The organism is Streptomyces sp. NPDC104814 (assembly GCF_055583185.1).
This window is the reverse complement of the sequence record NZ_JBVJOL010000001.1, coordinates 512,350-534,070: the sequence shown is the minus strand read 5'-3', so window position 1 is coordinate 534,070 and position 21,721 is coordinate 512,350. Positions and strand designations below refer to the sequence as shown.

18 protein-coding genes are annotated in these 21,721 nt (G+C 73.3%); 6 read left to right on the top strand and 12 right to left on the bottom strand.

Annotated elements, in window-relative coordinates; all coding sequences use genetic code 11:
* Positions 1-15 precede the first annotated feature (15 nt).
* Complete coding sequence (locus tag ACZ64A_RS02180; protein WP_469807641.1) at positions 16-1,092, top strand: ADP-ribosylglycohydrolase family protein; 1,077 nt, start codon at positions 16-18, stop codon at positions 1,090-1,092.
* 29 nt (positions 1,093-1,121) lie between these two features.
* The gene (locus ACZ64A_RS02175; protein ID WP_469807640.1) at positions 1,122-1,613 is read left to right on the top strand and encodes an NUDIX domain-containing protein; all 492 of its coding nucleotides are present in this window, start codon (positions 1,122-1,124) and stop codon (positions 1,611-1,613) included.
* Positions 1,614-1,716: 103 nt separating this feature from the next.
* Here the strand turns inward: ACZ64A_RS02175 and ACZ64A_RS02170 are convergent, their stop codons facing one another.
* Positions 1,717-2,259, bottom strand: coding sequence for a GNAT family N-acetyltransferase (locus ACZ64A_RS02170; RefSeq protein WP_469807639.1), 543 nt, complete (start codon positions 2,257-2,259; stop codon positions 1,717-1,719).
* Between the two features lie 119 nt (positions 2,260-2,378).
* Here ACZ64A_RS02170 and ACZ64A_RS02165 point away from each other — a divergent pair, with 119 nt between their 5' ends.
* Positions 2,379-3,116, top strand: a complete 738-nt coding sequence (locus tag ACZ64A_RS02165) for an SIR2 family NAD-dependent protein deacylase (RefSeq protein ID WP_469807638.1) — start codon at positions 2,379-2,381, stop codon at positions 3,114-3,116.
* 63 nt (positions 3,117-3,179) lie between these two features.
* Here the strand turns inward: ACZ64A_RS02165 and ACZ64A_RS02160 are convergent, their stop codons facing one another.
* From ACZ64A_RS02160 to ACZ64A_RS02150, 3 genes are all read right to left on the bottom strand, one after another.
* Positions 3,180-3,356 carry a hypothetical protein gene (locus tag ACZ64A_RS02160; protein ID WP_469807637.1) on the bottom strand — a complete coding sequence of 59 codons (177 nt, stop codon included), beginning with the start codon at positions 3,354-3,356 and terminating at the stop codon, positions 3,180-3,182.
* A gap of 109 nt (positions 3,357-3,465) precedes the next feature.
* The gene (locus ACZ64A_RS02155) at positions 3,466-3,948 is read right to left on the bottom strand and encodes a methylated-DNA--[protein]-cysteine S-methyltransferase (RefSeq protein WP_469807635.1); all 483 of its coding nucleotides are present in this window, start codon (positions 3,946-3,948) and stop codon (positions 3,466-3,468) included.
* An 8-nt stretch (positions 3,949-3,956) separates the two neighbouring features.
* Complete coding sequence (locus tag ACZ64A_RS02150; RefSeq protein WP_469809028.1) at positions 3,957-5,426, bottom strand: AlkA N-terminal domain-containing protein; 1,470 nt, start codon at positions 5,424-5,426, stop codon at positions 3,957-3,959.
* A 200-nt stretch (positions 5,427-5,626) separates the two neighbouring features.
* Between ACZ64A_RS02150 and ACZ64A_RS02145 the strand changes: the two genes are divergently transcribed.
* Positions 5,627-6,823 (top strand): MFS transporter, encoded by a 1,197-nt coding sequence (locus tag ACZ64A_RS02145; protein ID WP_469807634.1) that lies wholly within the window; start codon positions 5,627-5,629, stop codon positions 6,821-6,823.
* Here the strand turns inward: ACZ64A_RS02145 and lpdA are convergent.
* From lpdA to ACZ64A_RS02110, 7 genes are all read right to left on the bottom strand, one after another.
* Positions 6,813-8,225, bottom strand: coding sequence for a dihydrolipoyl dehydrogenase (gene lpdA / locus ACZ64A_RS02140; RefSeq protein WP_469807633.1), 1,413 nt, complete (start codon positions 8,223-8,225; stop codon positions 6,813-6,815). The two genes, ACZ64A_RS02145 and lpdA, sit on opposite strands and share 11 nt — an antisense overlap.
* A 164-nt stretch (positions 8,226-8,389) precedes the next feature.
* Positions 8,390-12,286: a glycoside hydrolase family 2 TIM barrel-domain containing protein gene (locus tag ACZ64A_RS02135; protein WP_469809027.1), complete on the bottom strand. Its 3,897-nt coding sequence runs from the start codon at positions 12,284-12,286 to the stop codon at positions 8,390-8,392.
* 254 nt (positions 12,287-12,540) lie between these two features.
* On the bottom strand, positions 12,541-13,050 hold the full coding sequence (locus tag ACZ64A_RS02130) for an SRPBCC family protein (RefSeq protein WP_469807631.1): 510 nt from the start codon (positions 13,048-13,050) through the stop codon (positions 12,541-12,543).
* A 148-nt stretch (positions 13,051-13,198) separates the two neighbouring features.
* Positions 13,199-13,708 carry an O-acetyl-ADP-ribose deacetylase gene (locus tag ACZ64A_RS02125; protein ID WP_469807630.1) on the bottom strand — a complete coding sequence of 170 codons (510 nt, stop codon included), beginning with the start codon at positions 13,706-13,708 and terminating at the stop codon, positions 13,199-13,201.
* The gene (locus ACZ64A_RS02120) at positions 13,705-15,114 is read right to left on the bottom strand and encodes a phytoene desaturase family protein (RefSeq protein ID WP_469807629.1); all 1,410 of its coding nucleotides are present in this window, start codon (positions 15,112-15,114) and stop codon (positions 13,705-13,707) included. Before ACZ64A_RS02120 ends, ACZ64A_RS02125 begins: the two co-directional genes overlap by 4 nt.
* Before the next feature lie 140 nt (positions 15,115-15,254).
* A complete protein-coding gene (locus tag ACZ64A_RS02115) occupies positions 15,255-16,100 on the bottom strand; it encodes an inositol monophosphatase family protein (RefSeq protein ID WP_469807627.1) in 846 nt (281 codons plus the stop codon).
* Between the two features lie 108 nt (positions 16,101-16,208).
* A complete protein-coding gene (locus ACZ64A_RS02110; protein WP_469807626.1) occupies positions 16,209-18,044 on the bottom strand; it encodes a gamma-glutamyltransferase family protein in 1,836 nt (611 codons plus the stop codon).
* 120 nt (positions 18,045-18,164) lie between these two features.
* On the opposite strand from ACZ64A_RS02110, the gene ACZ64A_RS02105 reads away from it, so the two are divergent.
* Complete coding sequence (locus tag ACZ64A_RS02105; RefSeq protein WP_469807625.1) at positions 18,165-19,229, top strand: lipoate--protein ligase family protein; 1,065 nt, start codon at positions 18,165-18,167, stop codon at positions 19,227-19,229.
* Between the two features lie 172 nt (positions 19,230-19,401).
* The gene (locus tag ACZ64A_RS02100; RefSeq protein WP_469807623.1) at positions 19,402-20,076 is read left to right on the top strand and encodes a hypothetical protein; all 675 of its coding nucleotides are present in this window, start codon (positions 19,402-19,404) and stop codon (positions 20,074-20,076) included.
* A gap of 15 nt (positions 20,077-20,091) precedes the next feature.
* Here the strand turns inward: ACZ64A_RS02100 and ACZ64A_RS02095 are convergent, their stop codons facing one another.
* The gene (locus ACZ64A_RS02095; RefSeq protein ID WP_469807622.1) at positions 20,092-21,612 is read right to left on the bottom strand and encodes an NCS1 family nucleobase:cation symporter-1; all 1,521 of its coding nucleotides are present in this window, start codon (positions 21,610-21,612) and stop codon (positions 20,092-20,094) included.
* Positions 21,613-21,721 lie beyond the last annotated feature (109 nt).

Here is a 21,721-nt window from a genome sequence, read left to right as displayed (position 1 = left end):
GGGTACCCCTTCCCCATGACCGCTGTGGGCACGACGCCGGAACTGGCCGACCGCATCCTCGGAGGCTGGCTCGGCCGGATCGCCGGCAACATGCTCGGCAAGCCGGTGGAACAGGGCGAGGTGTGGACCCGGGACCGCATCGACCGCTACCTGCGGCGGGCCTCCGCGCTCCCGCTGACCGACTACCTGCCCGAGCCCGCGGACGGCGGTGAGCACGACCCGCCGCTGCGCCCGGAGTGGCGTGACTGCGTGCGCGGCCGCATCCACGGCAGCTGCCGGGACGACGACATCGACTACGCGATCCTCGGACTGCACCTGCTGGAGACGTACGGCTTCTCCTTCAGCACCGAGCAGGTCGGCGATCTGTGGCTGCTGCGGCTGCCGTATCTGCAGACGTTCACGGCGGAGCGGGCGGCGTACCGCAATCTCGCCAACGGGCTGAAGCCGCCGCTGACGGCGACCTTCGACAACCCCTACCAGGAGTGGATCGGCGCCCTGATCCGCGCCGACGTCTTCGGCTGGACCTGCCCGGGCGCCCCGCGCCGCGCGGCGCTGCTGGCCCGCCGGGACGCGGTGCTGTCGCACACCGGCAACGGCGTGTACGGCGCGATGTTCGCGGCCGCGCTGATCTCCGCCGCGTTCGAGGCGGGCGGCGTGCGCGAGGCGCTGGAGAGCGCGCTGGCGGTCGTACCGGCGAGCAGCCGTCTGGCGCGGACCGTACGCCGGGTGATGTCCCTGCACGGGACGCGGCTGCCCTGGGAGGACACGCTGGCCACGGTCGGGGAGGAGACCGCGGGCCTGGGCTGGATCCACACCGTGCCGAACGCCGCCGTGCTCACCGCGGGTCTGCTCTACGGCGACGGGGACTTCACCCGCACCATCGCGCTGACCGTGCGCGGCGGCCTGGACACCGACTCCAACGGGGCGACGGCCGGTTCGGTGGCCGGGGTGCTGGCCGGTGCCGCGGCGATCCCGGAGCAGTGGAAGGAACCCCTGGAGGACACCGTGCGCAGCGCGGTGTTCGGCTTCGACGGGGTGCGGATCAGCGAGCTGGCCGAGCGGACGCTGCGGCTGGCCGGGACGCAGGTCTGAGGCGGGCGCGGGCTGGTTACCCTTCCTGGATGACCACAGCTGACTTCGCCACGTACATCGCCTCCCTGCCGCGCGTGCTCGCCGGGGCCGCCGCGCTGTTCCGGGACGCCGAGGGCCGGGTGCTGCTGGTGGAGCCCAACTACCGCGAGGGCTGGGCGCTGCCGGGCGGCACGATCGAGTCCGACGAGGGTGAGACGCCGCGGCAGGGCGCGCGGCGCGAGACGCTGGAGGAGATCGGTCTGGACCGGCCGCTGGGCCGGCTGCTCGCCGTGGACTGGTCGCACGGCCCCGGCCGGCCGCCGCTGGTGGCGTATCTGTACGACGGCGGTGTGCTGAGGGAGGACGACTTCGACGCCATCCGGCTGCAGGAGGAGGAGCTGCTGTCCTGGCGGCTGGTGCCGCGCGAGGAGCTGACCGGCTATCTCCTCGACCCGCTGGGCGCCCGGGTCCTGGCCGCTCTCGACGTCCTGGCGGAGGGCGCGGGCACGGCGGAACTGGAGAACGGGCGGCGGGTCGCCTGAGCGGCGGCCGCCGGCCGGCCACCGGGCCGGTGACCGACGGCATCGAGCGGGACTCTGACCTCGGCCGCGGCACCGGCCTGCGGCACGGGGGACGCGCGCGTCCTCAGCGGTGCGCGGAGGGGGCGCGGAGCCGGTACACGACGCTGCGGCGCAGCGGGCCGTCGGGGACGGCCGGGTCGTCGAAGTCGTCGGCCGGGTCGTGGGTCATGCCGAGCCGGCGCATGACGGCCTGCGAGCGGACGTTGGCGGCCGCCGTCACCGCGAGGATCTCCTCCAGAGAAAGACGCGCGAAGCCGAAGTCCAGCACCGCCCGGGCGGCCTCGGTGGCGTAGCCGTGCCCCCAGGCCGGGCGGGCCAGCCGCCACCCGGCCTCCACCCCGGTGAACGGCATGTCCTCCTCCACCGGGTCCAGCCCGGCGAACCCGATGAACGCGCCGGTGGCCCGCACCTCGACCGCCCACCAGCCCCAGCCCCGTCCGTCCAGGTCGGCCTGGAAACGCGCCACGGAGGCGTCGCTGCGCTCGGGTGTGAGGACGTCGGGGAAGTAGGCGCGCACCTCCGGGTCGGCGTTCATGGCCGCCCAGGGGGCGAGGTCGGACGCGCGCCAGTGGCGCAGCAGCAGCCGGTCGGTCGTCAGCTCGGGCATCGGGCCAACGTAACGCGACCACGCCGGCCCGGACGACTGCTTATCACCGGCCCCGCCCGGGCCTTCGCGCCTCGGATACTCGTTCGCTCCGCGCGCACGGGCGTCCTAGTCTCGGCCCCATGACCAGGCCCCTCGTAGCGATCCTCAGCGGCGCGGGCATCTCGACCGACTCCGGCATCCCCGACTACCGCGGCCCCCAGGGGCTGTGGCGGCGCGATCCCGACGCCGAGAAGCTCGTGACGTACGCGTACTACATGGCGGATCCGGAGATCCGGCGGCGCTCGTGGCTGATGCGGCGCGAGAGCGGCGCGCTCGGGGCGCGGCCCAACGCCGCGCACCGGGCCGTCGCGGAGCTGGAGCGGGCCGGGGTGCCGGTGCGGGTGATCACCCAGAACGTGGACGGGCTGCACCAGCTGGCCGGGATGCCCGCCCGCAAGGTGCTGGAACTGCACGGCAGTGCCCGCGGCGTGGTGTGCACCGGCTGTCGGGCGCGCAGTTCGATGGAGGACGCCCTCGCCCGGATCGACGCCGGTGAAACGGATCCGCCCTGCCGGGACTGCGGCGGCATCCTGAAGTCGGCGACGGTCATGTTCGGCGAGCGGCTCGATCCGATGGTGCTCGGTGAGGCGTCCGCGATCAGCAAGGCGTGCCAGGTGTTCATCGCCGTCGGCACCTCGCTCCAGGTGCATCCGGCGGCCGGACTCGCGGGTGTCGCCGTCGACCACGGGGCGCGGCTGATCATCGTCAACGCCGAGCCGACGCCGTACGACGAGGTCGCGGACGAGGTGATCCGCGAGCCCATCGGTACGGCCCTGCCCGCGCTGCTGCGCCGGATCGGCGACGCCGGGAACGGCTGAGCCCGCGGACCGCGGCCGCCGCCCGTCCGGGCGCGGTCGCGGTCCGCGGGCGTCAGGCGTCGCTCAGAGCGCGACCTCGACGCAGACCTGGGCCTGCAGGCACGCCTCGCCGGTCCCCGCGGCGCCGACGGCGAGCCCGGCACCGAGGCCCACACCGGCGTGCACAGCGAGACCACCGGCGACGTCGTCGAGTTCGGCCTCGGAGATCTCGGCGGTCTCGACCTGGTAAACGGAGTTCATGACTGTTCCCTTCGTACTGGCTGCCGGAAGATCCAAACACGCATACGGAGGGCAGTCGTCCGGTCCTCGTGGGTCTGCGGTGAATCTGCACAGCACGTGCGCACGGCGGTCAGAACAGCGCCGCACCGCCTTCGAAGTCCAGCAGTTGACGCTTGCGCGACAGGCCGCCGCCGTATCCGGTGAGGCCGCCGCCGGCGCCGACCACGCGGTGGCAGGGGACGATGATGCCGATCGGGTTCCTGCCGTTGGCGAGACCGACGGCGCGGGAGGCGCCCGGGGTGCCGAGGGCGGCGGCCAGGTCTCCGTAGGTGCGCAGCTCGCCGTAGGGGATCGCCCGCAGCCGGTCCCAGACCTTGCGCTGGAACGGCGTGCCGTGCAGGCGCAGTTCGAGGGTGAACTCCTTCAACTGGCCCGCGAAGTACGCCTTCAGCTGTTCCTCCGCCTCGGCGAACGGGGTGGGGTCGCGGTCGCCGAAGGTCTCCTCGGGCGGGCGGTGGCGCTGTTCGGTCATGTACAGCCCGCACAGGACACCGTCGTCGGCGACGAGGGTGAGCGGGCCGCAGGGGCTGTCGATGACGGTGTGCTGCTTCATGGACGTCCTCACACGGGCAGGAAGTTGATGGGGTGGTCGTCGGTCGCCCACAGGTACTGCACGGCGTAGGCCCGCCAGGGGCGCCAGGCCGTCGCGCGGGCGGTGAGGGCGGCCGGGGTGGCGGGCAGGCCGAGCTCGGCGGCCGCGCGCCGGATGCCGAGGTCGGTGGGGAGGAAGGCGTCGGGGTCGCCGAGGGCGCGCATGGCGATGACGTCGGCGGTCCAGGGGCCGAAGCCGGGCAGGTCCAGCAGCCGGGCGCGGGTCTCGGCCCAGTCGCTCTCGACGCCCAGGTGCAGGGAGCCGTCCGCCAGGTGACGGACCAGGGTCGTGAGGGTGGTGCGGCGGGTGCGGGGCATCGCCAGGGTCTCCGGGTCGACCGCCGCGAGGGCCTGCGGGGACGGGAAGAGGTGCGTCAGGCCGCCCTCCGGGTCGGTGACCGGCTCGCCGTGCGCCGTGGTGAGCCGGGCGGCGTGGGTGCGGGCGGCGGCCGTCGACACCTGCTGCCCGAGCACGGCCCGCACGGCGAACTCCGCCTCGTCGACCGTGCGCGGGACGCGCCGCCCGGGTGCCTTGTCGACCAGGGGGGCGAGCAGCGGGTCGGCGCGCAGCGCGTCGTCGACGGCGACCGGGTCGGCGTCCAGGTCGAGCATCCGGCGGCAGCGGCTGATGGCGACGGTCAGGTCGCGCGGGTCGGTGAGGGTGAGGCGGCAGGCGATGTGGTCGGGCCGGGGGGTGAGGGTCACGATGCCGTGCCCGTACGGCAGCCGGAGCGTGCGCCGGTAGGAGCCGTCCCGCCACTCCTCCACGCCGGGTACGGCGGTCGCGGCGAGGTGACCGAAGAGGTTGTCGGGGTTCAGCGGGGCCCGGAAGGGCAGGCGCAGCGACAGGGTGCCGGGGGCGGTCGGCGCGGCGCTCTGCGGTGCCCGGGCGCGCAGGTCGCTCGGGGCCAGGCCGAACACCTCGCGGACGGTGTCGTTGAAGGTGCGGATGGAGGAGAAACCGGCCGCGAAGGCGATGTCCGCCATCGGCAGCGGTGTCGTCTCGATGAGCAGGCGCGCGGTCTGGGCGCGCTGGGCCCGGGCCAGGGCGAGGGGGCCCGCGCCCAGTTCGGCGAGCAGCTGGCGTTCGATCTGGCGGGTGCTGTAGCCGAGGCGGGCGGCGAGGCCGGGCACGCCCTCGCGGTCAACGACACCGTCGGCGATCAGCCGCATGGCGCGGGCGGTGAGGTCGGCGCGCTGGTTCCACTCGGGCGAGCCGGGGCTGGTGTCGGGGCGGCAGCGCTTGCAGGCGCGGAAGCCGGCCTGCTGGCAGGCGGCCGCGCTCGGCTGGAAGGTCATGTTCTCGGGCTTCGGCGGCACGGCCGGGCAGCTGGGCCGGCAGTAGATGCCGGTGGTCAGGACGGCGGTGAAGAACCAGCCGTCGAAGCGCGCGTCCTTGGACTGGACGGCGCGCACGCACCGCTCCCGGTCGGTGTGCATCCCGTTCTGCATGCCTCAAGCATCGGCCACGCGCGCGGGCCGGGCTGGCGGAAATCCGACATCAACGCGGCGTGGGCTGGGCCGCGACGGATCGCGGCCGTACGCCTGCGCCCGCTGCCGTCGTCGTTACGATACGGCCATGGCCCACGGAGTCGTCACCGGCCGCCGGCCGGCACCGGAGCACCCCCGGCGGGGCAGCGGTGACGTCGCCCGGTGAGCCGGCGCCGCGCCGGGCGCGGATGCCGCTGTACGCGGCCGGTTTCACCACCGCCTTCGGGGCGCACGGCATCGCCGCGAACCTCGGTGCCGCCGACGCGGACGCCGTGACCTCCCTGCTGGTCCTCGGCGCTCTGCTCGCGCTGTACGACGGCGCGGAGGTCGTCCTCAAACCGCTGTTCGGGACGCTGGCCGACCGGGTCGGGGCCCGCCCGGTGCTGCTCGGCGGGCTGCTGGCGTTCGCGGCCGCGTCCGCCCTGTACGTCGCCGTGGACCGGACCGGATGGCTGTGGGCGGCGCGGCTCGGGCAGGGCGCGGCGGCCTCCGCGTTCTCCCCGTCGGCGTCGGCGCTGGTGTCCCGGCTGAACCCGGCGACGGCGCAGGGCCGTGCCTTCGGCGGCTACGGCTTCTTCAAGTCCGTCGGCTACACGCTGGGCCCGCTGCTGGGCGGGGTGCTGGTGTGGGCCGGGGGGCTGCGGCTGCTGTTCGGGGTGCTCGCGGTGCTCGGCGCCGCCGTCGCGCTCTGGGCGTGGGTGGCCGTGCCGGTCGTGGCGCCGCTGCCGAAGGAGCGGCAGACCGTGGTGGATCTGGCGCGGCGGCTGGCCGATCCGGTGTTCCTGGTGCCGACGGCGGCGCTGGCCGGGGCGACGGCCGCGCTGTCGGTCGGGGTGGGTTTCCTGCCGGTGTCCGGGCGGGCGGCGGGGCTCGGGCCGGTGGCGACGGGCGCGGCGGTGTCGGTGCTGGCGGCGTGCGCGGCGGTGGTGCAGCCGCGGGCCGGGCGGGCGCTGGACGCCGGGCGGCTGCGCACCGGGCCGGGGCTGGGAGCGGGGCTGCTGCTGGCGGCGGCCGGGGCGGGGTGCGCGATGCTGCCGGGGCTGGTGGGCGTGCTGCTCGCCGCCGCGCTGATCGGGGCCGGCACCGGGCTGATCACGCCGCTGGGGTTCGCCGCGCTGGCCGCGGGGACGCCGAAGGAACGGCTGGGGCAGACCATGGGGGCGGCGGAGCTGGGCCGGGAACTGGGTGACGCGGGCGGGCCGTTGCTGGTCGCGGGTGTGGCGTCGGCGGCGACTCTGACGTACGGGTACGCGGTGCTGGCGGTTCTGCTGGCGCTGGGGCCGGTGCTGGCCCGGTGCGGCGCCCGCCCGGGCGGGCGGGCGCCGGTGACCCGGCCTAGAAGTTGATCATGTGGCCGGCCAGTCCGTGGACGGCCTCCTTGACCGCCTCGCCCAGCGTCGGGTGGGCGTGGACGTTGCGGGCGACCTCGTGGACGGTGAGGTCCCACTGCTGGGCCAGGGTCAGCTCGGGCAGCAGCTCGGTGACGTCGGGGCCGATGAGGTGGCCGCCGATCAGCTCGCCGTACTTGGCGTCGCTGATCAGCTTGACGAAACCGGTCGCGTCGCCGAGGCCGTGCGCCTTGCCGTTGGCGGTGAAGGGGAACTTCGCGACCTTCACGTCGTAGCCGAGGTCGCGGGCCTGGGCCTCGGTGTAGCCGAAGCTGGCGATCTGCGGCTGGCAGTAGGTGGCACGCGGGATCATCGCGTACTCCAGCTCCATCGTCTCGGCGTCCGCGATGGTCTCGGCGGCGATCACGCCCATGGACTCGGCGGCGTGCGCCAGCATCAGCTTGGCGGTGACGTCGCCGATGGCGTAGATGTGCGGCACGGAGGTGCGGCAGCGGCCGTCGACGTCGATCGCCCCGCGGTCGGTGACCTTGACGCCGGTGTTCTCCAGCCCGTAGCCCTCGACGTTCGGGGCGAAGCCGATGGCCTGGAGCACCTTGTCGGCCTCCAGCACCTGCTGGGAGCCGTCCTTGGCGGTGACGGTGACGCGGACCTGCGGGCCGGACTCGTCGATGGCGTCCACCCGGGTGGAGGTGAGCACGTCGATGCCGAGCTTGCGGTACTGCTTGGCCAGCTCCGCGGAGACCTCGGCGTCCTCCAGCGGGGCGACGCGGTCCAGGAACTCGACGATGGTGACCTTCACGCCGTAGTTGTGCAGCACGTAGGCGAACTCGATGCCGATCGCGCCGGCGCCCGCGATGACGATGGACTGCGGGAGGTCCTCGGCGAGGATCTGCTCCTCGTAGGTCACCACGCGCGCGCTGCGCTTGGTGCCGGGCAGCAGCTTGGGGGTGGCGCCGGTGGCGATGATGCAGTTGTCGAAGCCGATCGTGCGCGTGTTGCCGTCGTAGTCGGCGACCTGGAGGGTGTTCGCGTCGACGAAGGTGCCGCGGCCGTCGAACTCCGTGATCTTGTTCTTCTTCATCAGGTAGTGGACGCCCTTGACCCGGCCGTCGGCGACGCGCCGGCTGCGGCGGAAGGCCTCGCCGTAGTCGAAGGAGATCGGGCTGTCCGACTTGATGCCGAAGGTCTTCGCCTCACGGGTGACGATGTGCGCGAGCTCGGCGTTGCGCAGCAGCGCCTTGGTGGGGATGCAGCCGACGTTCAGGCAGACGCCGCCCCAGTACTTCTCCTCGACGACGGCGACGCGCTTGCCCAGCTGCGCGGCGCGGATCGCGGCCACGTAGCCGCCGGGGCCCGCGCCGAGGACCACGACGTCGAAGCGCTCGTCCTGCTCGACCATGAGGACTTCCTTTTCGGGTGTGCCGTGAAGTGCTGACCTCCGGATTGTTTCTCCCCCACCGCCTCCCCGCCACGCCGATCACGGATCTCGCCCGGCCGGATGGTGTGATCTTGGTCCTTGTCACGCGGCGGCGGAGGGCACCTTCGTCGGGGAGGCCGCCCGGGTCAGACGGTTCCGGTGGGCCGGCGGGACAGGGACGTCGCCCGGTCCACGTCCGTGAGGGGGCGCAGGCGGTAGGTGTACGCGTAGTCGCGGTCGGCGAAGAGTTTGTACTCGTCGTGGGTGTGGGCGCCCCAGCTGTTGTCACCCCCGACGCCCATCTGGCGGTGGTTGACGCGCAGCACGACCTCCTCGCGCGGGGTGAGCTGGTAGTCGTGGCGGACCCCGAGGGAGAGGTCCTCGGGGGTGAAGCGGGAGGCGTTGACCTCGATTCGCGGCTCCCCCGCCACCAGCAGGCCGCGGCCGGCGGCGTCCGTGAGGGCGGCCCAGCGCACGTCGGTCTTGTTGCCGTTCTCCTGGGGGCGGATGTAGGAGGTCCACTGCTCGGCGACGGTCCCGGAGTACAGGCCGACGTCGGTGCCGTCGTTGCGGTCCCAGTAGTTGTCCTCGGGGCCGCGGCCGTAGTAGTGCAGGTGCTCCAGCCGCTCGGGCAGGAACAGCATGGTGCCGACCTCCGGGAGGTACGGCAGGCTCGCGGCGCCCGGGTGGAGGGTGTGGTCGACGCGGATCTCGCCGTTGCCGAAGACGGTGTACGTGGTGGAGTACGCCGACGCCACCGTTGTGGGCAGGGTGCCGGTCACCTTGATCTCGACGGCGCGGTCCCGCAGGGGCCGCACGCTCACCCCGGTCACGGCGCGGCGGGCGCCGGCGTCGCGCCAGGTCTGGTTGCGGGTGTGCTGCCCGTTGCCGCGGTCGTTGTCGGTGGGGGCGCGCCAGTAGTTGGGCACGGGGCCCGAGGTGAGCAGGCGCATCCCGGCGGCCTCGTAGGTGGTGATGAGTCCGGTGCGCTTGTCGACGACGACGGTGAGGTCCGCGCCGGTGACGGTGACGGACGCGGCCGCATCCGTGTACCGCAGCGCCGGGACGGAACCGAGCGGGGCGGGGGTGACCGCCGGGCTGCCCGCGTCGAGCGGGATCTGCTGCCGGGCCACCTCGAAGCCGGCCTTCGCCCAGGGCGTGGCCTCCCGTGCGGTGAAGGACAGCTCGAGGAAGTGCTCCGTGCCGGGCGCGGGGCTCCGGGGCAGGGTCAGCGGCACGGTGACGTCCTGGTGCGTGAGCGGCGCGACGTCCAGCTGGTCCCGGGTCAGCTTTCCCTTCTGCACGACGACGCCGTCGGCGACGAGCGACCAACTGCCGTCGAATTCCCGCAGGTTGGTGAACAGGTACTCGTTGGTGAGCGTCACCCTGCGCGGGTCCCCGCCGGCCGGGGCGGCGTTGATCGCCTGGTAGATGCGCTTGACCTCGGCGGCCTTGCCGGTGTGCCCGCGGTCGGCGGTGACGATGCCGTCGGCGACGAAGGCGCCGTCGTTGGGGTTGTCGCCCCAGTCGCCGCCGAACGCCAAGAACGTCTTCTGCTTCGGCTGGACCTCGGTGAGCCCCACCGTGGCCGCGTCGAACCAGAACCGCACCCCGGCGTCCTGCGGCCCGCGCCCCTCGGCGGCCAGCTCTCCGGCGTCCAGCGCCCGGGCATGGACCCGCGCCCGCCGGATCGTGCCGCTGAACTCCCGGGTCGGGTTGTCCACGTCGGTGGCGAGCGAGAGCGGCGCACTCGTGCTGGTCGGCCGCAAAGCGGTCGTCCGGGTCGCCCTCACCACGCCGTCGACGTACAGCGTCACCGTGCCCGCGTCCGCGTCGAAGACACCGGCGACATGATGTTCGCGGCCGGTCCAGTCGGCGGGCAGCGCCCAGCTCGCGGTGATCCACTGACCGGCGCTGTGGATGAAGAACTCCAGGGTTCCGTCGGTCTGTTTGAGCGCGTACTGGGTGTCGCCCTTGGCGAGGATCGGCTGGTGGTAGCCGGTGACGCGCGGGGTGATCCAGGCCTCCAGGGTCAGCGATCCGGTCAGGTCGAGACGGTCGTCACGGGCGAAGACGGTACCGCCGCTGACACCCTTGGCCCGGTCGAAGCGGCCGTGCGCGGGCAGGATCTCGCCGCGCAGCCGGCCCGGCCCGGTCTCGGTGAGCAGCGTGCGCGCGGGGGTCGGCCAGCTCAGCGACTGGTCCACGAAGTCCCAGATCCAGCCGCCCTGCAACACGTCGTGGCGCCGGACCAGGTCCCAGTACTTCTTGAGGTTGCCGTTGGAGTTCCCCATCGCGTGGGCGTACTCGATCATGACGTACGGCCGGGTGTCGGTGGTGTCCTCGGCCCGCTGCTGCACGCGCGCCGGGGTGTCGTACATCTCGGAACGGATGTCGCTGACGCCGGGGCGGTCGTCGCCCTCGTACTGGATGACTCGGGTGGGGTCGTAGGAGCGGATCCAGTCGTGCATGGCGGAGAACGTGCTGCCGCCGCCGGCCTCGTTGCCGAGGGACCAGATGACGACCGAGGCGTGGTTCTTGTCGCGGTGGACCATGTTCTGCGCGCGGGCGACACAGGCGGCCGTCCACTCGGGATGGCTGCCGGGGTACTGGCCGCGGATGCCGTGCGTCTCGAGGTTGGTCTCGTCGACCAGGTAGAGGCCGTACTCGTCCGCGAGCTCCAGCCACTGCGGGTTGTTCGGGTAGTGGGAGGTGCGGACGGAGTTGATGTTCATCCGCTTGATGATCTCGATGTCGCGCACCAGGTCGGCGCGGGTGAGCGCGGTGCCGCGGTCGGGGTGCATCTCGTGGCGGTTGGTGCCGCGGAAGGACACCGGCCGGCCGTTGATGCGCATCAGTCCGTCCTTGAGCGCGAACTCCCGCAGGCCGACGCGGTGCGAGAGCGTCTCGGTCACCTTCCCGGCCGGATCCCGCAGCCGCAGGACGGCGGTGTAGAGATACGGACGCTCGGCCGACCACAGCTGCGGATCGGGTACGGCCCTGGCGGCCTGCACGGTCAGCTCGCCGCCGGAGCCCAGCTCGGCGCTCAGCTGCAGGGGGCGCGGCCACACCGGGTGGCCGCCGGCGTCGTACAGCGTGCACTCGACGGTGTGCCGGCCGCCGCCCTCGCCGCCGTAGTCGCGCACGCTCGCGGTGACTTTCAGCTCCGCCGACCGGTAGCCGTCGCCGAGCGGGGTGTCCAGCTTGAAGTCGCGCAGGTGCACGCCCGGCGTGGAGTACAGGTAGACCGAGCGGAAGATGCCGCTCAGCCGGATCATGTCCTGGTCCTCCAGCCAGTCGCCGTCGGAGTAGCGGTAGACCTCGACGGCGATCTGGTTGGTGCCGGCCTTCAGGTGGTCGGTGATGTCGTACTCGGCGGGGGTGTAGGAGTCCTCGTGGTAGCCGACGAGCTGCCCGTTGATCCACACGTAGTGCGCGGACTTGACGCCCTCGAAGTGCAGGAAGGTGCGGCGGCCGGACCAGTCCCCGGGGACGGTGAAGGTGCGCCGGTACTGGCCGACGGGGTTGTAGCGGGTCGGGGCGGCGGGCGGCTGGGGGTCCTCGCCCAGGCCGTTGGGTCCCCAGTAGGGGTAGGTGATGTTGACGTAGATCGGGAAGTCGTGGCCGTGCAGCTGCCACACGGAGGGGACGGGGATGGTCTCCCAGTCCCGGTCGTCGAGGTCGGTGCGGTGGAAGTCGGCGTCCCGGTCGGCGGGGCGGTCGGCGTAGGCGAACTTCCACGTCCCGTCGAGGCTCATCCGGTACGGCGAGGCGGTGCGGTCGGCCTTCAGCGCCTGGGCGAGGTTCGCGTACGGCATGAGCGTGGTGTGCGGGGGCTCGGTGCCCACCTGGAACAGGTTCATGTGCCCGTTCCACTCCGCGCGGTCGTCCGCCGCCGCGCTCCTGCTTGCGGCGTACGCGGCGGCGGACGGGCCGGGCAGGGCGAGCGCGCCGAGCACGGCGGCGGAGGCCTCCAGGAGACGACGGCGGCTGACGACCGTGCGCTCGGAGCGGGCGGACGGGGACGCGTTCGGGTGCGGCATGACCGGGGCCTTCCTGACGACCGACACGCAACTCATGGTGACCGTGCGGCTACTGAGCCACCGTCACCCTAGAACCCGAACACTTTCCTATCAACGATTCTGTCGGAGTTTGTGTGATCCTGATGGACGCGCGTCGCCCATCAGGATCAGCGCGGCGACAAAACCGGGTCGCGTCGGCGCGGGAAGCTGCCTCACCGCGGCGCGGCCCCCTTGGTTCCCCGACTCGGGACCGGTGGCGGCCGGCGCCAAAGCGGCTACGCCTCGGCCTCGGCCTTCACTCCGGCGAGCGTCGCCTCGATGCCGGTACGCAGCAGGGCGAGACGGCCTTCGATGATCTGCTCCTCACGCTCGGGGTACTTCTCCACGAAGTCGTTCAGCGGGCCGCGGCCGGCGCCGATCCGCATGCCGTGCCGCAGCCGGGTGGCGGACCCGCCGGCGACCGGCTCCAGGGTGTACGTCCACCGGGCGAGCGCCTCTCCGTCCCGGTCGCTGTGCCGGACGACCTCCCAGGCGTAGGTGTGCGGTTCCTCGAGCACCGTGATGCGGCTGACGGTGCTCCACTCCCCTATGTGCTCGTTGTGGTTGCGGCCGGAGAAACACGCCCCGACGGCCGGCCCCCGCGCCCCGTCGAGCCACTCCACCTCCTGTAGCTCGGGGCTGTACTTCGCCGAGGTGGCGATGTCCGAGACGACCTTCCACACCTGCTCCGGCGCGGCCGCTATCTCGATCTCGCACTCCACCCCGGGTCCATCGGCAAGACGCATCGCTTCGACCTCCATACGGGAACGGCTCCAGTGCGTGCACCGGCCGGTGATCACCGGCGCAGGGCGCGGCCAGGCTAGCGCGTGTCTTTGACTCGTCGTCAGCGGCCCTCGACCCGGCGGGACCGCGCGTCCCCGGGGGGCCTCGGCGTCAGCCCAGCTGCCGGGCGAACGCGGCGTAGGCGCCGTCGTCGAAGAGGACGAAGCGGACCTCTTCCACCGCGGTGGGGGTGGCGCGGACCGTCTCCACCGCGATGCGGGCCGCGTCGTCCATCGGCCAGCGGTAGACGCCCGTGGAGATCGCCGGGAAGGCGACGGTCCGCGCGCCGAGTTCGTCGGCGACGCGCAGGGACTCCCGGTAACAGGAGGCGAGCAGGTCGGAGCGGTCCTCGCTCGCGCTGTGGACCGGGCCGACGGTGTGGATCACCCAGCGGGCGTCCAGCTCGCCCGCGGTGGTGGCGACCGCCCGGCCGGCGGGCAGGCCATTGCCGTACCGGGAGGCGCGCAGCTTGCGGCAGTCCTCGAGGATCGCCGGGCCGCCGCGGCGGTGGATGGCGCCGTCGACGCCTCCGCCGCCCATGAGGGAGGAGTTGGCGGCGTTGACGAGGGCGTCGGCGCTCTGCCGGGTGATGTCGCCCTGGACCAGGGTGATGGTGGTCATTCCTGTCTCAGTCTCCTCCACACGGCCTTGGCCGCGTTGTGCCCCGCCATCCCGTGCACGCCCGGGCCCGGCGGGGTGGACGAGGAGCAGATGAAGACGGCCGGATGGGGGGTCGCGTACGGGAACAGGGTCAGTCTGGGGCGCAGCAGCGTCTGGAGGCCGGACACCGCGCCGGAGGCGATGTCGCCGCCGACGTAGTTGGCGTTGCGGGCGGCCAGTTCGGGCGGGCCGGCGGTGGCGCGGGCGAGGACACGGTCGCGGAACCCGGGGGCGAAGCGCTCCAGTTGGCGTTCGATGGCGTCGGTGAGGTCGCCGGTCCAGCCGTTCGGGACGTGGCCGTAGGCCCAGAAGACCTGTTTGCCCTCGGGCGCGCGGGTGGGGTCGACCACGCTCGGCTGCACGGTGATCAGGAACGGCCGCTCGGGGGCGCGCCCCTCGCGGGAGGCCGCGCGCAGCGCCGCGCCGATCTCCGCGCTGTTCGCGCCGATCTGCACGGTCCCGGCGGTGCGGGCCTCGGGCGCGGTCCACGGGACGGGGCCGTCCAGGGCGTAGTCGATCTTGAAGGCGCCGGGGCCGTAGCGGAAGCCGTCGTAGGCGCGGCCGAAGCCGGCGATGCGGGCCAGGGCGGCGGGCGAGGTGTCGAAGACGTAGGCGCGGGCCGGGGGCAGGTCGTCGAGCCGCTTGACCTCGTAGTCGGTGTGGATCTCGCCGCCCAGGTCGGTCAGGTAGGCGGCGAGCGCGTCGGAGATCGCCTGGGAGCCGCCTCGGGCGACGGGCCAGCCGCGGGCGTGCGCGGCGATCGCGAAGACCAGGCCGATGGCGCTGGTGGCGACGCCGCTGAGCGGGGCCATGACGTGCGCGACGAGACCGGCGAACAGGGTCCTGGCCTTCTCGTCGCGGAAGCGGCGCGTCAGCCAGGTGGACGGCGGCAGGCCCACCAGCCCGAAGCGGGCGAGCGTCACCGGGTCGCGGGGCAGCGCGGTCAGCGGCAGGGACATGAAGTCCCGGACGAGGGTGTCCCAGGTGTACAGGAACGGCTCCACCAGCCGGCGGTAGGCCCCGGCGTCGCGCGGGCCGAAGGACGCGGCGGTCTCGGCGACCGAGCGGGCGAGCACGGCCGCGCTGCCGTCCGGGAAGGGGTGCGCCATCGGCAGCTCGGGGTGCAGCCACCGAAGGCCGTAGCGCTCGAGCGGCATGGCGCGGAACGCCGGTGAGTTGACGGCGAGGGGGTGGGCCGCGGCGCACGGGTCGTGGTGGAACCCGGGCAGGGTCAGCTCCTCGGTGCGGGAGCCGCCGCCGACGGTGTCACGGGCCTCGAACAGGGCCACGGAGAAGCCCCGGCGGGCCAGCTCCACGGCTGCGGTCAGTCCGTTCGGCCCCGCACCCACCACGACCGCATCGAGCATCGACGGCACCTTCGGACCCCTTCGTCAGCCGATGGCCTGCCTGAGGGGATCAGGATATGCCGGGGCACCGACAGGCCCGGCGGCGCGGTCGGCTCCCACCCCGGCCCGCGGCCGTCACCCCTCGCGCAGCGGCGCGATGCTCACGCCCCCGGGGTCAGCAGCGTCCGTATCCGGCGCGCCGTGGCCGCGTCGCGGGCCGCGGTGAACGGCAGGGCGTTGCCGCCGGTGATGCGGAACGGCTCACCGCTGACCGTCAGGTGGACACCGCCCGCCTCCTCGACGAGCAGCAGGCCGGCCGCGTGGTCCCACGCCGCTTCCCAGGAGAAGGCGACGGCGTCGGATTCGCCGCGTGCGACGGCCAGATACTCCAGACCCGCCGAACCGCAGGCGCGCGGAGCGACCCCGGGCGTCCACAGGCCCAGCAGGGCCCGCTTCTGATCCTCGGTGGTGTAGTCGGGGTGCGACGTGGCGACCCGCAGGTCCTCACCCGGGGCCGGCACCCCGGCGTACAGCCGCTGTCCGTCGAGGTGGGCGCCGCCGCCCCGCACCGCGGTGGCGAACTGGCCGCGGGCGGGGGCGAACGTCCAGGAGGCGCGCAGGACGCCGCCGTGGACCAGCGCGACCAGGGTGCAGAAGCCGTCCTCGCCGTGCACGAACTGCCGTGTGCCGTCGACGGGGTCGACGATCCACACCGGTGCCGTGCCCCGTATCGCCTCGTACGTCGCCGGGTTGGCGTGCACGGCCTCCTCGCCGACCACCACGGAGCCGGGCAGCAGGGCGCTCAGGGTCTCGGTGAGATACAGCTCGGCCTTGCGGTCGGCGTCCGTCACCAGGTCGTGCGGCCCGCTCTTGACGTCCACCTCGTGGTCGGCGAGCTGCCGCCAGCGGGGCATGATCTCGGCCGCGGCGGCCTCGCGGACCGCCTCCTCCACGTCGGCCGAGCGGCGGGCGAGAAACTCCTCGATGGTTCCCGTGTCTTGGATCATGCCTCCATCACAGCATGCGGCACTGACATTCCTCACCCGGCCCGTGCACACCGGGTGGAATCGGCATGAACGTGCGGCTCCGCTCATCGTGCGCGGGGCCGCGGAGGTTCACCGTCCCACCGCGTACCCCTGCATCCCCCGCGGGTTGGCCGCCGCCGACAGCACGCCGGTGCGCGGGTCCCGGGCGACCGCGCACAGCCGGCCCTCGGACCAGGCCGGGCCGAGGCTCACGTCATGGCCGCGGCGCCGCAGCCCGGCGACGACGGCCGGGTCGGTGCGCCCTTCGACGGTGACGGCGCCCGGCCGCATGGCGCGCGGGTAGAAGGAGCCCGGGAAGCTGTCGTTGTGCCAGTTCGGGGCATCGATGGCGCCCTGCAGGTCGAGGCCGCCGCGCACCGGGGAGCGCAGGGCCGCCGCGAGGAAGAAGTGCAGCTGCCACTGGTCCTGCTGGTCGCCGCCGGGGGTGCCGAAGGCGAGGACCGGCACGCCGTCGCGCAGCGCGAGCGACGGCGTGAGCGTGGTGCGGGGGCGCCGGCCCGGCGTCAGGGAGTTCGGCAGGCCCTCCTCCAGCCAGGTCATCTGCAGCCGGGTGCCGAGCGGGAACCCCAGCTCGGGCACGACCGGGTTCGACTGGAGCCAGCCGCCGCTGGGCGTGGCGGAGACCATGTTGCCCCAGCGGTCGACGACGTCGAGGTGGCAGGTGTCGCCGCGGGTGGCGCCGTCGGCGGCGGCCATCGGTTCACCGGGCACCGGGGAGGCGGCCGGTCCCGCGACGGTGGGCTCGCCGACGCCGAGCGCGGCCAGCGGATCGGGGCCCTGGGGCACGGTGGCGGCCACGCGCGCGTGCGCGCTCAGCCGTGGGGTGCGGCCGCCCGGACTGCCGGGCCGCAGCTCGGTGGAGGCCGTGTCCCCGATCAGGGTCCGGCGTGCCGCGTTGTAGTCGTCCGACAGGAGCACGTCGACGGGCACGTCGGCGGCGTCGCCGTACCAGGCCTCGCGGTCGGCCATGGCGAGCTTGCAGCCCTCGACGAGCAGATGCACGTAGTCGGCGGAGCCGTAGGGCGGCAGCTGCGGCGGGAGCAGGGCGAGTTGCTGGAGCAGGACCGGTCCCTGGCTCCAGGGGCCTGCCTTGCACAGGGTCCAGCCGTTCCAGTCGTACGTCACCGGCGCCTCGTAGGTCGCGGACCAGCCGGCGAGGTCGGCGGGCGTGAGGGTGCCGGTGTGGTGCTCGCCGCTGGTGTCCAGCGTGGGCCGTCCGGCCTGCCGCACCAGTGCCTCGGCGACGAACCCGCGGCGCCACACCTCCCGCGCGGCCGCGATCCGCTCCTCCCGGTCCCCCGCCCCGGCGGTCTCGGCCAGCAGCCGCTTCCAGGTGGCGGCGAGCGCGGGGTTGCGCAGCAGCTCGCCGGGGCGGGGCGCGCGGCCGCCGGGCAGGTAGACCTCAGCCGACGAGGTCCACTCCGTCTCGAACAGCTCCCGTACCGTCTCCACGGTCGCGCCGACGTTCTCCACGGGCGCGTGCCCGTGCTCGGCGTACCCGATGGCGTACTTCAGGACGTCGGCGAGTGTCTTGGTGCCGTGGTCGCGCAGCAACAGCATCCACGCGTCGAAGGCGCCGGGCACGGCGGCGGCGAGCGGGCCGGTGCCCGGGACGAGGTCCAGGCCGAGCCCGCGGTAGTGCGCGACGCTCGCGCCCGCCGGGGCCACGCCCTGTCCGCACAGCACCCGCACCTCGCCGCCCGCGGGGGCGAGCAGGATCGGCACCTCGCCCGCCGGCCCGTTCAGGTGCGGCTCCACCACGTGCAGCACGAACGCCCCGGCCACGGCGGCGTCGAAGGCGTTGCCGCCGTCCTCCAGGACCGCCATCGCCGACTGGGAGGCCAGCCAGTGGGTGGAGGACACCATGCCGAAGGTGCCTTGCAGGGTGGGCCGGGTGGTGAACACGCGCGCCTCCTGGGCTCGGGTACGTCTCCCGGGTGGATCGTACGAGCGTGATCACGCTCCGGGGAACACGGCGGCCGCCCGCTGCGTTGATCCGGTACGGCAGGACGGGAGGCCCAGGAAGTGCACGGTGAGTACAAGGTCCCCGGCGGCAAGCTGGTCGTCGTGGACGTGGACGCCGAGGACGGCGTGCTGCGGCACGTGCGCGTGGCGGGCGACTTCTTCCTGGAGCCGGACGAGGCCCTGGACGCGGTGAACGGCGCGCTGGAAGGCGCCCCGGCGGACACCGACGCGGCGGGGCTCGCGGCCCGCGTGGACGCGGCGCTGCCCGAGGGCACCGTGATGTACGGGCTCACCTCGGAAGGCGTGGGCATCGCCGTGCGCCGCGCCCTCGCGCACGCCACGGACTGGACGGACTACGACTGGCAGCTGATCCACGAGGGCCCGCAGCCACCGGCGCTGCACATGGCGCTGGACGAGGTGCTGACCGCCGAGGTGGCCGCGGGACGGCGCCCGCCGACGCTGCGCGTGTGGGAGTGGGGCGCACCCGCGGTGATCATCGGCAGCTTCCAGTCCCTGCGCAACGAGGTCGACGCCGAGGGCGCCGCGCGCCACGGCGTGCAGGTCGTGCGCCGGATCTCGGGCGGCGGCGCGATGTTCGTGGAGCCGGGCAACACCATCACCTACTCCCTGTCGGTGCCGGAGGCGCTGGTGCAGGGCCTGTCCTTCCAGGACAGCTACGCCTACCTCGACGACTGGGTGCTCGGCGCGCTCGGCGACATGGGCATCCGGGCCTGGTACCAGCCGCTGAACGACATCGCCACCGACCAGGGCAAGATCGCGGGCGCCGCGCAGAAGCGGCTCGTGGCCCCGCACGGCGGCTTCGGCGCCGTACTGCACCACGTGACCATGTCGTACGACATCGACGCCGACAAAATGGTCGAGGTGCTGCGCATCGGGCGGGAGAAGCTCTCCGGCAAGGGGACCACGAGCGCGAAGAAGCGGGTGGACCCGCTGCGCCGGCAGACCGGGCTGTCCCGCGAGGCGGTCATCGAGCGGATGATCGACTCCTTCGGCACGCGGTACGGCCTTACCGAGGGCAAGGTCACGGACGAGGAGCTGGCCCGCGCCGAGGAGCTGGCCCGCACCAAGTTCTCCTCGCCGCAGTGGACCGCCCGGGTGCCCTGAGCAACCCGGCAGGACAGTCTTTTCGCCCAAGTCCGGCGTCCGTCGACACGCCAGCGTCACGGCACCGCCACGGAGCGAGTTCGCCCTTCCGCCCCACAGGCAGTCATGTGACACTGTCGTCCCGTCCGCACTGCGGACGCCCCTCACAGCCTCCCCCCATGAGAAGTGCGCCGTGCGTTTGCTTCCTCTGCCGCTCGCCCTGACCGCGCGCCTGTCCCCGGTGGCCGTGCTGGCCACCGCCGGCTGGGCCCTGTCGTCCGGCCCCCTCGCCCCGGCCCCGGCCGCCGCCGGTCACGAAGCCGCGCAGAACAAGACGGCCACCCAGTCGGCCACCGCCCCCTCCACGACGACGGAGTCGAAGTCGTACGCCACGGCCCCCGCGCCGTGCACCAGCATCGGCACGAAGACCATCGCCTCGCTGGTGCCCGGCGCCGGGACGGGCGGCAAGGAGATCCCCTCCACCGACGCGAAACTGCGCCGCACGTGCTCCTGGAACGCCCTGAAGGGGTACGACTACCGCTGGCTCGACGTCTCGTTCGAGATCATGGGCTCGGGCGAGCAGGCACAGAAGTCGTACCAGGAGCGCACGACGGAGAAGAGCGGCGGCGGGGCGGTGCCCGGGCTCGGGGACGAGGCCTACTCGGTGGTGAACCTGACCACCGAGGACAAGCAGCAGACCCGGGAGGGCGAGGTGATCGCCCGCGCGGACAACGCGGTGGTGGTGGTCACCTACAACGGCAGCGACTTCGAGACGAAGAAGGCGCCGAGCACCGACGAGATCAACAAGGGCGCGATCAAGGCGGCCAAGGAGGCGATGGCGGCGCTGAAGGGCGGCCAGGCCGGCTGACCGCCCCGCGAGGGATCAGGCAGCGCCGCGGCCACGCGGCAGCATCAGCGCCAGGTAGACCACCAGTGACGTGCCGAGGCCCACGGCCCAGCCGTAGTCGGCGAGCGAGGCCAGCGCCGGGATGGGCCGGCCGTCGATCAGCGGGTGGAAGTCGGCGCCGCCGACGGCCAGCACTCCGCCCGCCGCGAAGGCGGCCACGGCCCGCCAGTTCCAGCCGCGCGCGTACCAGTAGCGTCCGCCCGCCCGGTACAGGTCGGCGAGGTCGAGGCGGGCGCGGCGCAGGATCCAGTAGTCGGCGACGAGGATGCCGGCGACGGTGCCGAGCAGTCCGCCGACCAGCCCGAGCCAGGTGAAGATGTAGCCCTGCGGGTCGGCGTACAGCTTCCACGGGCAGATCAGCACGGCCAGCACGCAGGTGATCAGCGCTCCGGTGCGGAAACTCACCCGGCGCGGCGCGACGTTGGAGAAGTCGAACGCCGGGGAGACGAGGTTCGCCGCGATGTTCACCGACAGGGTCGCCACCAGGACCGTGACGAGGGCGTACAGCAGGCCGACCGTGCTGTCGGTCTTCGCCGCGAGCTGCACCGGGTCCCAGACGGGCCGGCCGTACACCGCCTGGGAGCCGGAGGTGACCAGCACCGACAGGAACGCGAACAGGGTCATCGTGGTGGGCAGTCCGAGAGCCTGGCCCCAGGTCTGCGCCTTCTGGCTGCGGCCGTAGCGGGTGAAGTCGGGGATGTTCAGCGACAGGGTGGACCAAAAGCCGATCATGCCCATGAGGGAGGGCGCGAAGAGTTTCCAGAAGTCGGCGCCCCAGCCGAGCTTGGACGGCTGGTCGAAGAGCGGGCCGAGACCGCCGGCCTTGTCGCTCATCCACCACAGCATCACGAACGCGCCGACCAGCACGAAGGGCGCCGCCCAGTTCTCGAAGCGGCGGATGGTCTCCATGCCCCGGTGGATGATGGCGACCTGGAGCACCCAGAACAGCGCGAACGACAGCCACATGGTCCAGGCGTGGCCGCCGATGTGGGACGCCTGCGACCAGCCGGAACCGATCAGCTTCCCGGCGAGGAAGTAGATCGCCTCGCCGCCGATCCAGGTCTGGATGCCGAACCAGCCGCACGCCACCAACGCCCGCACCACGGCGGGCAGGTTGGCGCCGCGCAGCCCGAACGAGGCGCGTGCGAACACCGGGAAGGGGATGCCGTACTTGGGTCCGGCGTGCCCCGTGAGCAGCATCGGCACGAGCACGATGACATTGGCGAGGGCGATGGTGAACACCGCCTGCTTCCAGTCCATCCCGACGGCGATCAGCCCGGAGGCCAGCGTCCAGGAGGCGGTGTTGTGGGCCATGCCGACCCACAGCGCGCAGAAGTTGTACGTCGTCCAGGTGCGCCGTGCCGTCGGGACCGGCAGCAGGTCCTCGTTGGCGTAACGGCCGCCGGGCGGCGCGGAGTGAGGCGCGAGCTCGACCCGGCCGTCGGGCAGGGTGACCTGGCCGGTCGGGGGTATGGCGGAGGGAGCGGTCTCGGTCATGGCAGCCCCATGGGGTGAGGTGGGACGGGGTGGGTGCGGGCACCGGCCCCTCCCCCGGGAGGCGGGGAGGGGCGACCAAGGGCTTGAAGGCGGGGGCCGGGCGGCCGGG

What these genes read in the sequence shown, in the direction of transcription:
- ACZ64A_RS02095 (WP_469807622.1), bottom strand. Translation starts at nt 21,612, where the DNA reads ATGACCGAGACCGCTCCCTCCGCCATACCCCCGACCGGCCAGGTCACC.
- ACZ64A_RS02155 (WP_469807635.1), bottom strand. Translation starts at nt 3,948, where the DNA reads ATGAAGCAGCACACCGTCATCGACAGCCCCTGCGGCCCGCTCACCCTC.
- ACZ64A_RS02170 (WP_469807639.1), bottom strand. Translation starts at nt 2,259, where the DNA reads ATGCCCGAGCTGACGACCGACCGGCTGCTGCTGCGCCACTGGCGCGCG.
- ACZ64A_RS02165 (WP_469807638.1), top strand. Translation starts at nt 2,379, where the DNA reads ATGACCAGGCCCCTCGTAGCGATCCTCAGCGGCGCGGGCATCTCGACC.
- ACZ64A_RS02115 (WP_469807627.1), bottom strand. Translation starts at nt 16,100, where the DNA reads ATGATCCAAGACACGGGAACCATCGAGGAGTTTCTCGCCCGCCGCTCG.
- ACZ64A_RS02180 (WP_469807641.1), top strand. Translation starts at nt 16, where the DNA reads ATGACCGCTGTGGGCACGACGCCGGAACTGGCCGACCGCATCCTCGGA.
- ACZ64A_RS02135 (WP_469809027.1), bottom strand. Translation starts at nt 12,286, where the DNA reads ATGCCGCACCCGAACGCGTCCCCGTCCGCCCGCTCCGAGCGCACGGTC.
- ACZ64A_RS02150 (WP_469809028.1), bottom strand. Translation starts at nt 5,426, where the DNA reads ATGCACACCGACCGGGAGCGGTGCGTGCGCGCCGTCCAGTCCAAGGAC.
- ACZ64A_RS02130 (WP_469807631.1), bottom strand. Translation starts at nt 13,050, where the DNA reads ATGCGTCTTGCCGATGGACCCGGGGTGGAGTGCGAGATCGAGATAGCG.
- lpdA (WP_469807633.1), bottom strand. Translation starts at nt 8,225, where the DNA reads ATGGTCGAGCAGGACGAGCGCTTCGACGTCGTGGTCCTCGGCGCGGGC.
- ACZ64A_RS02120 (WP_469807629.1), bottom strand. Translation starts at nt 15,114, where the DNA reads ATGCTCGATGCGGTCGTGGTGGGTGCGGGGCCGAACGGACTGACCGCA.
- ACZ64A_RS02160 (WP_469807637.1), bottom strand. Translation starts at nt 3,356, where the DNA reads ATGAACTCCGTTTACCAGGTCGAGACCGCCGAGATCTCCGAGGCCGAA.
- ACZ64A_RS02125 (WP_469807630.1), bottom strand. Translation starts at nt 13,708, where the DNA reads ATGACCACCATCACCCTGGTCCAGGGCGACATCACCCGGCAGAGCGCC.
- ACZ64A_RS02175 (WP_469807640.1), top strand. Translation starts at nt 1,122, where the DNA reads ATGACCACAGCTGACTTCGCCACGTACATCGCCTCCCTGCCGCGCGTG.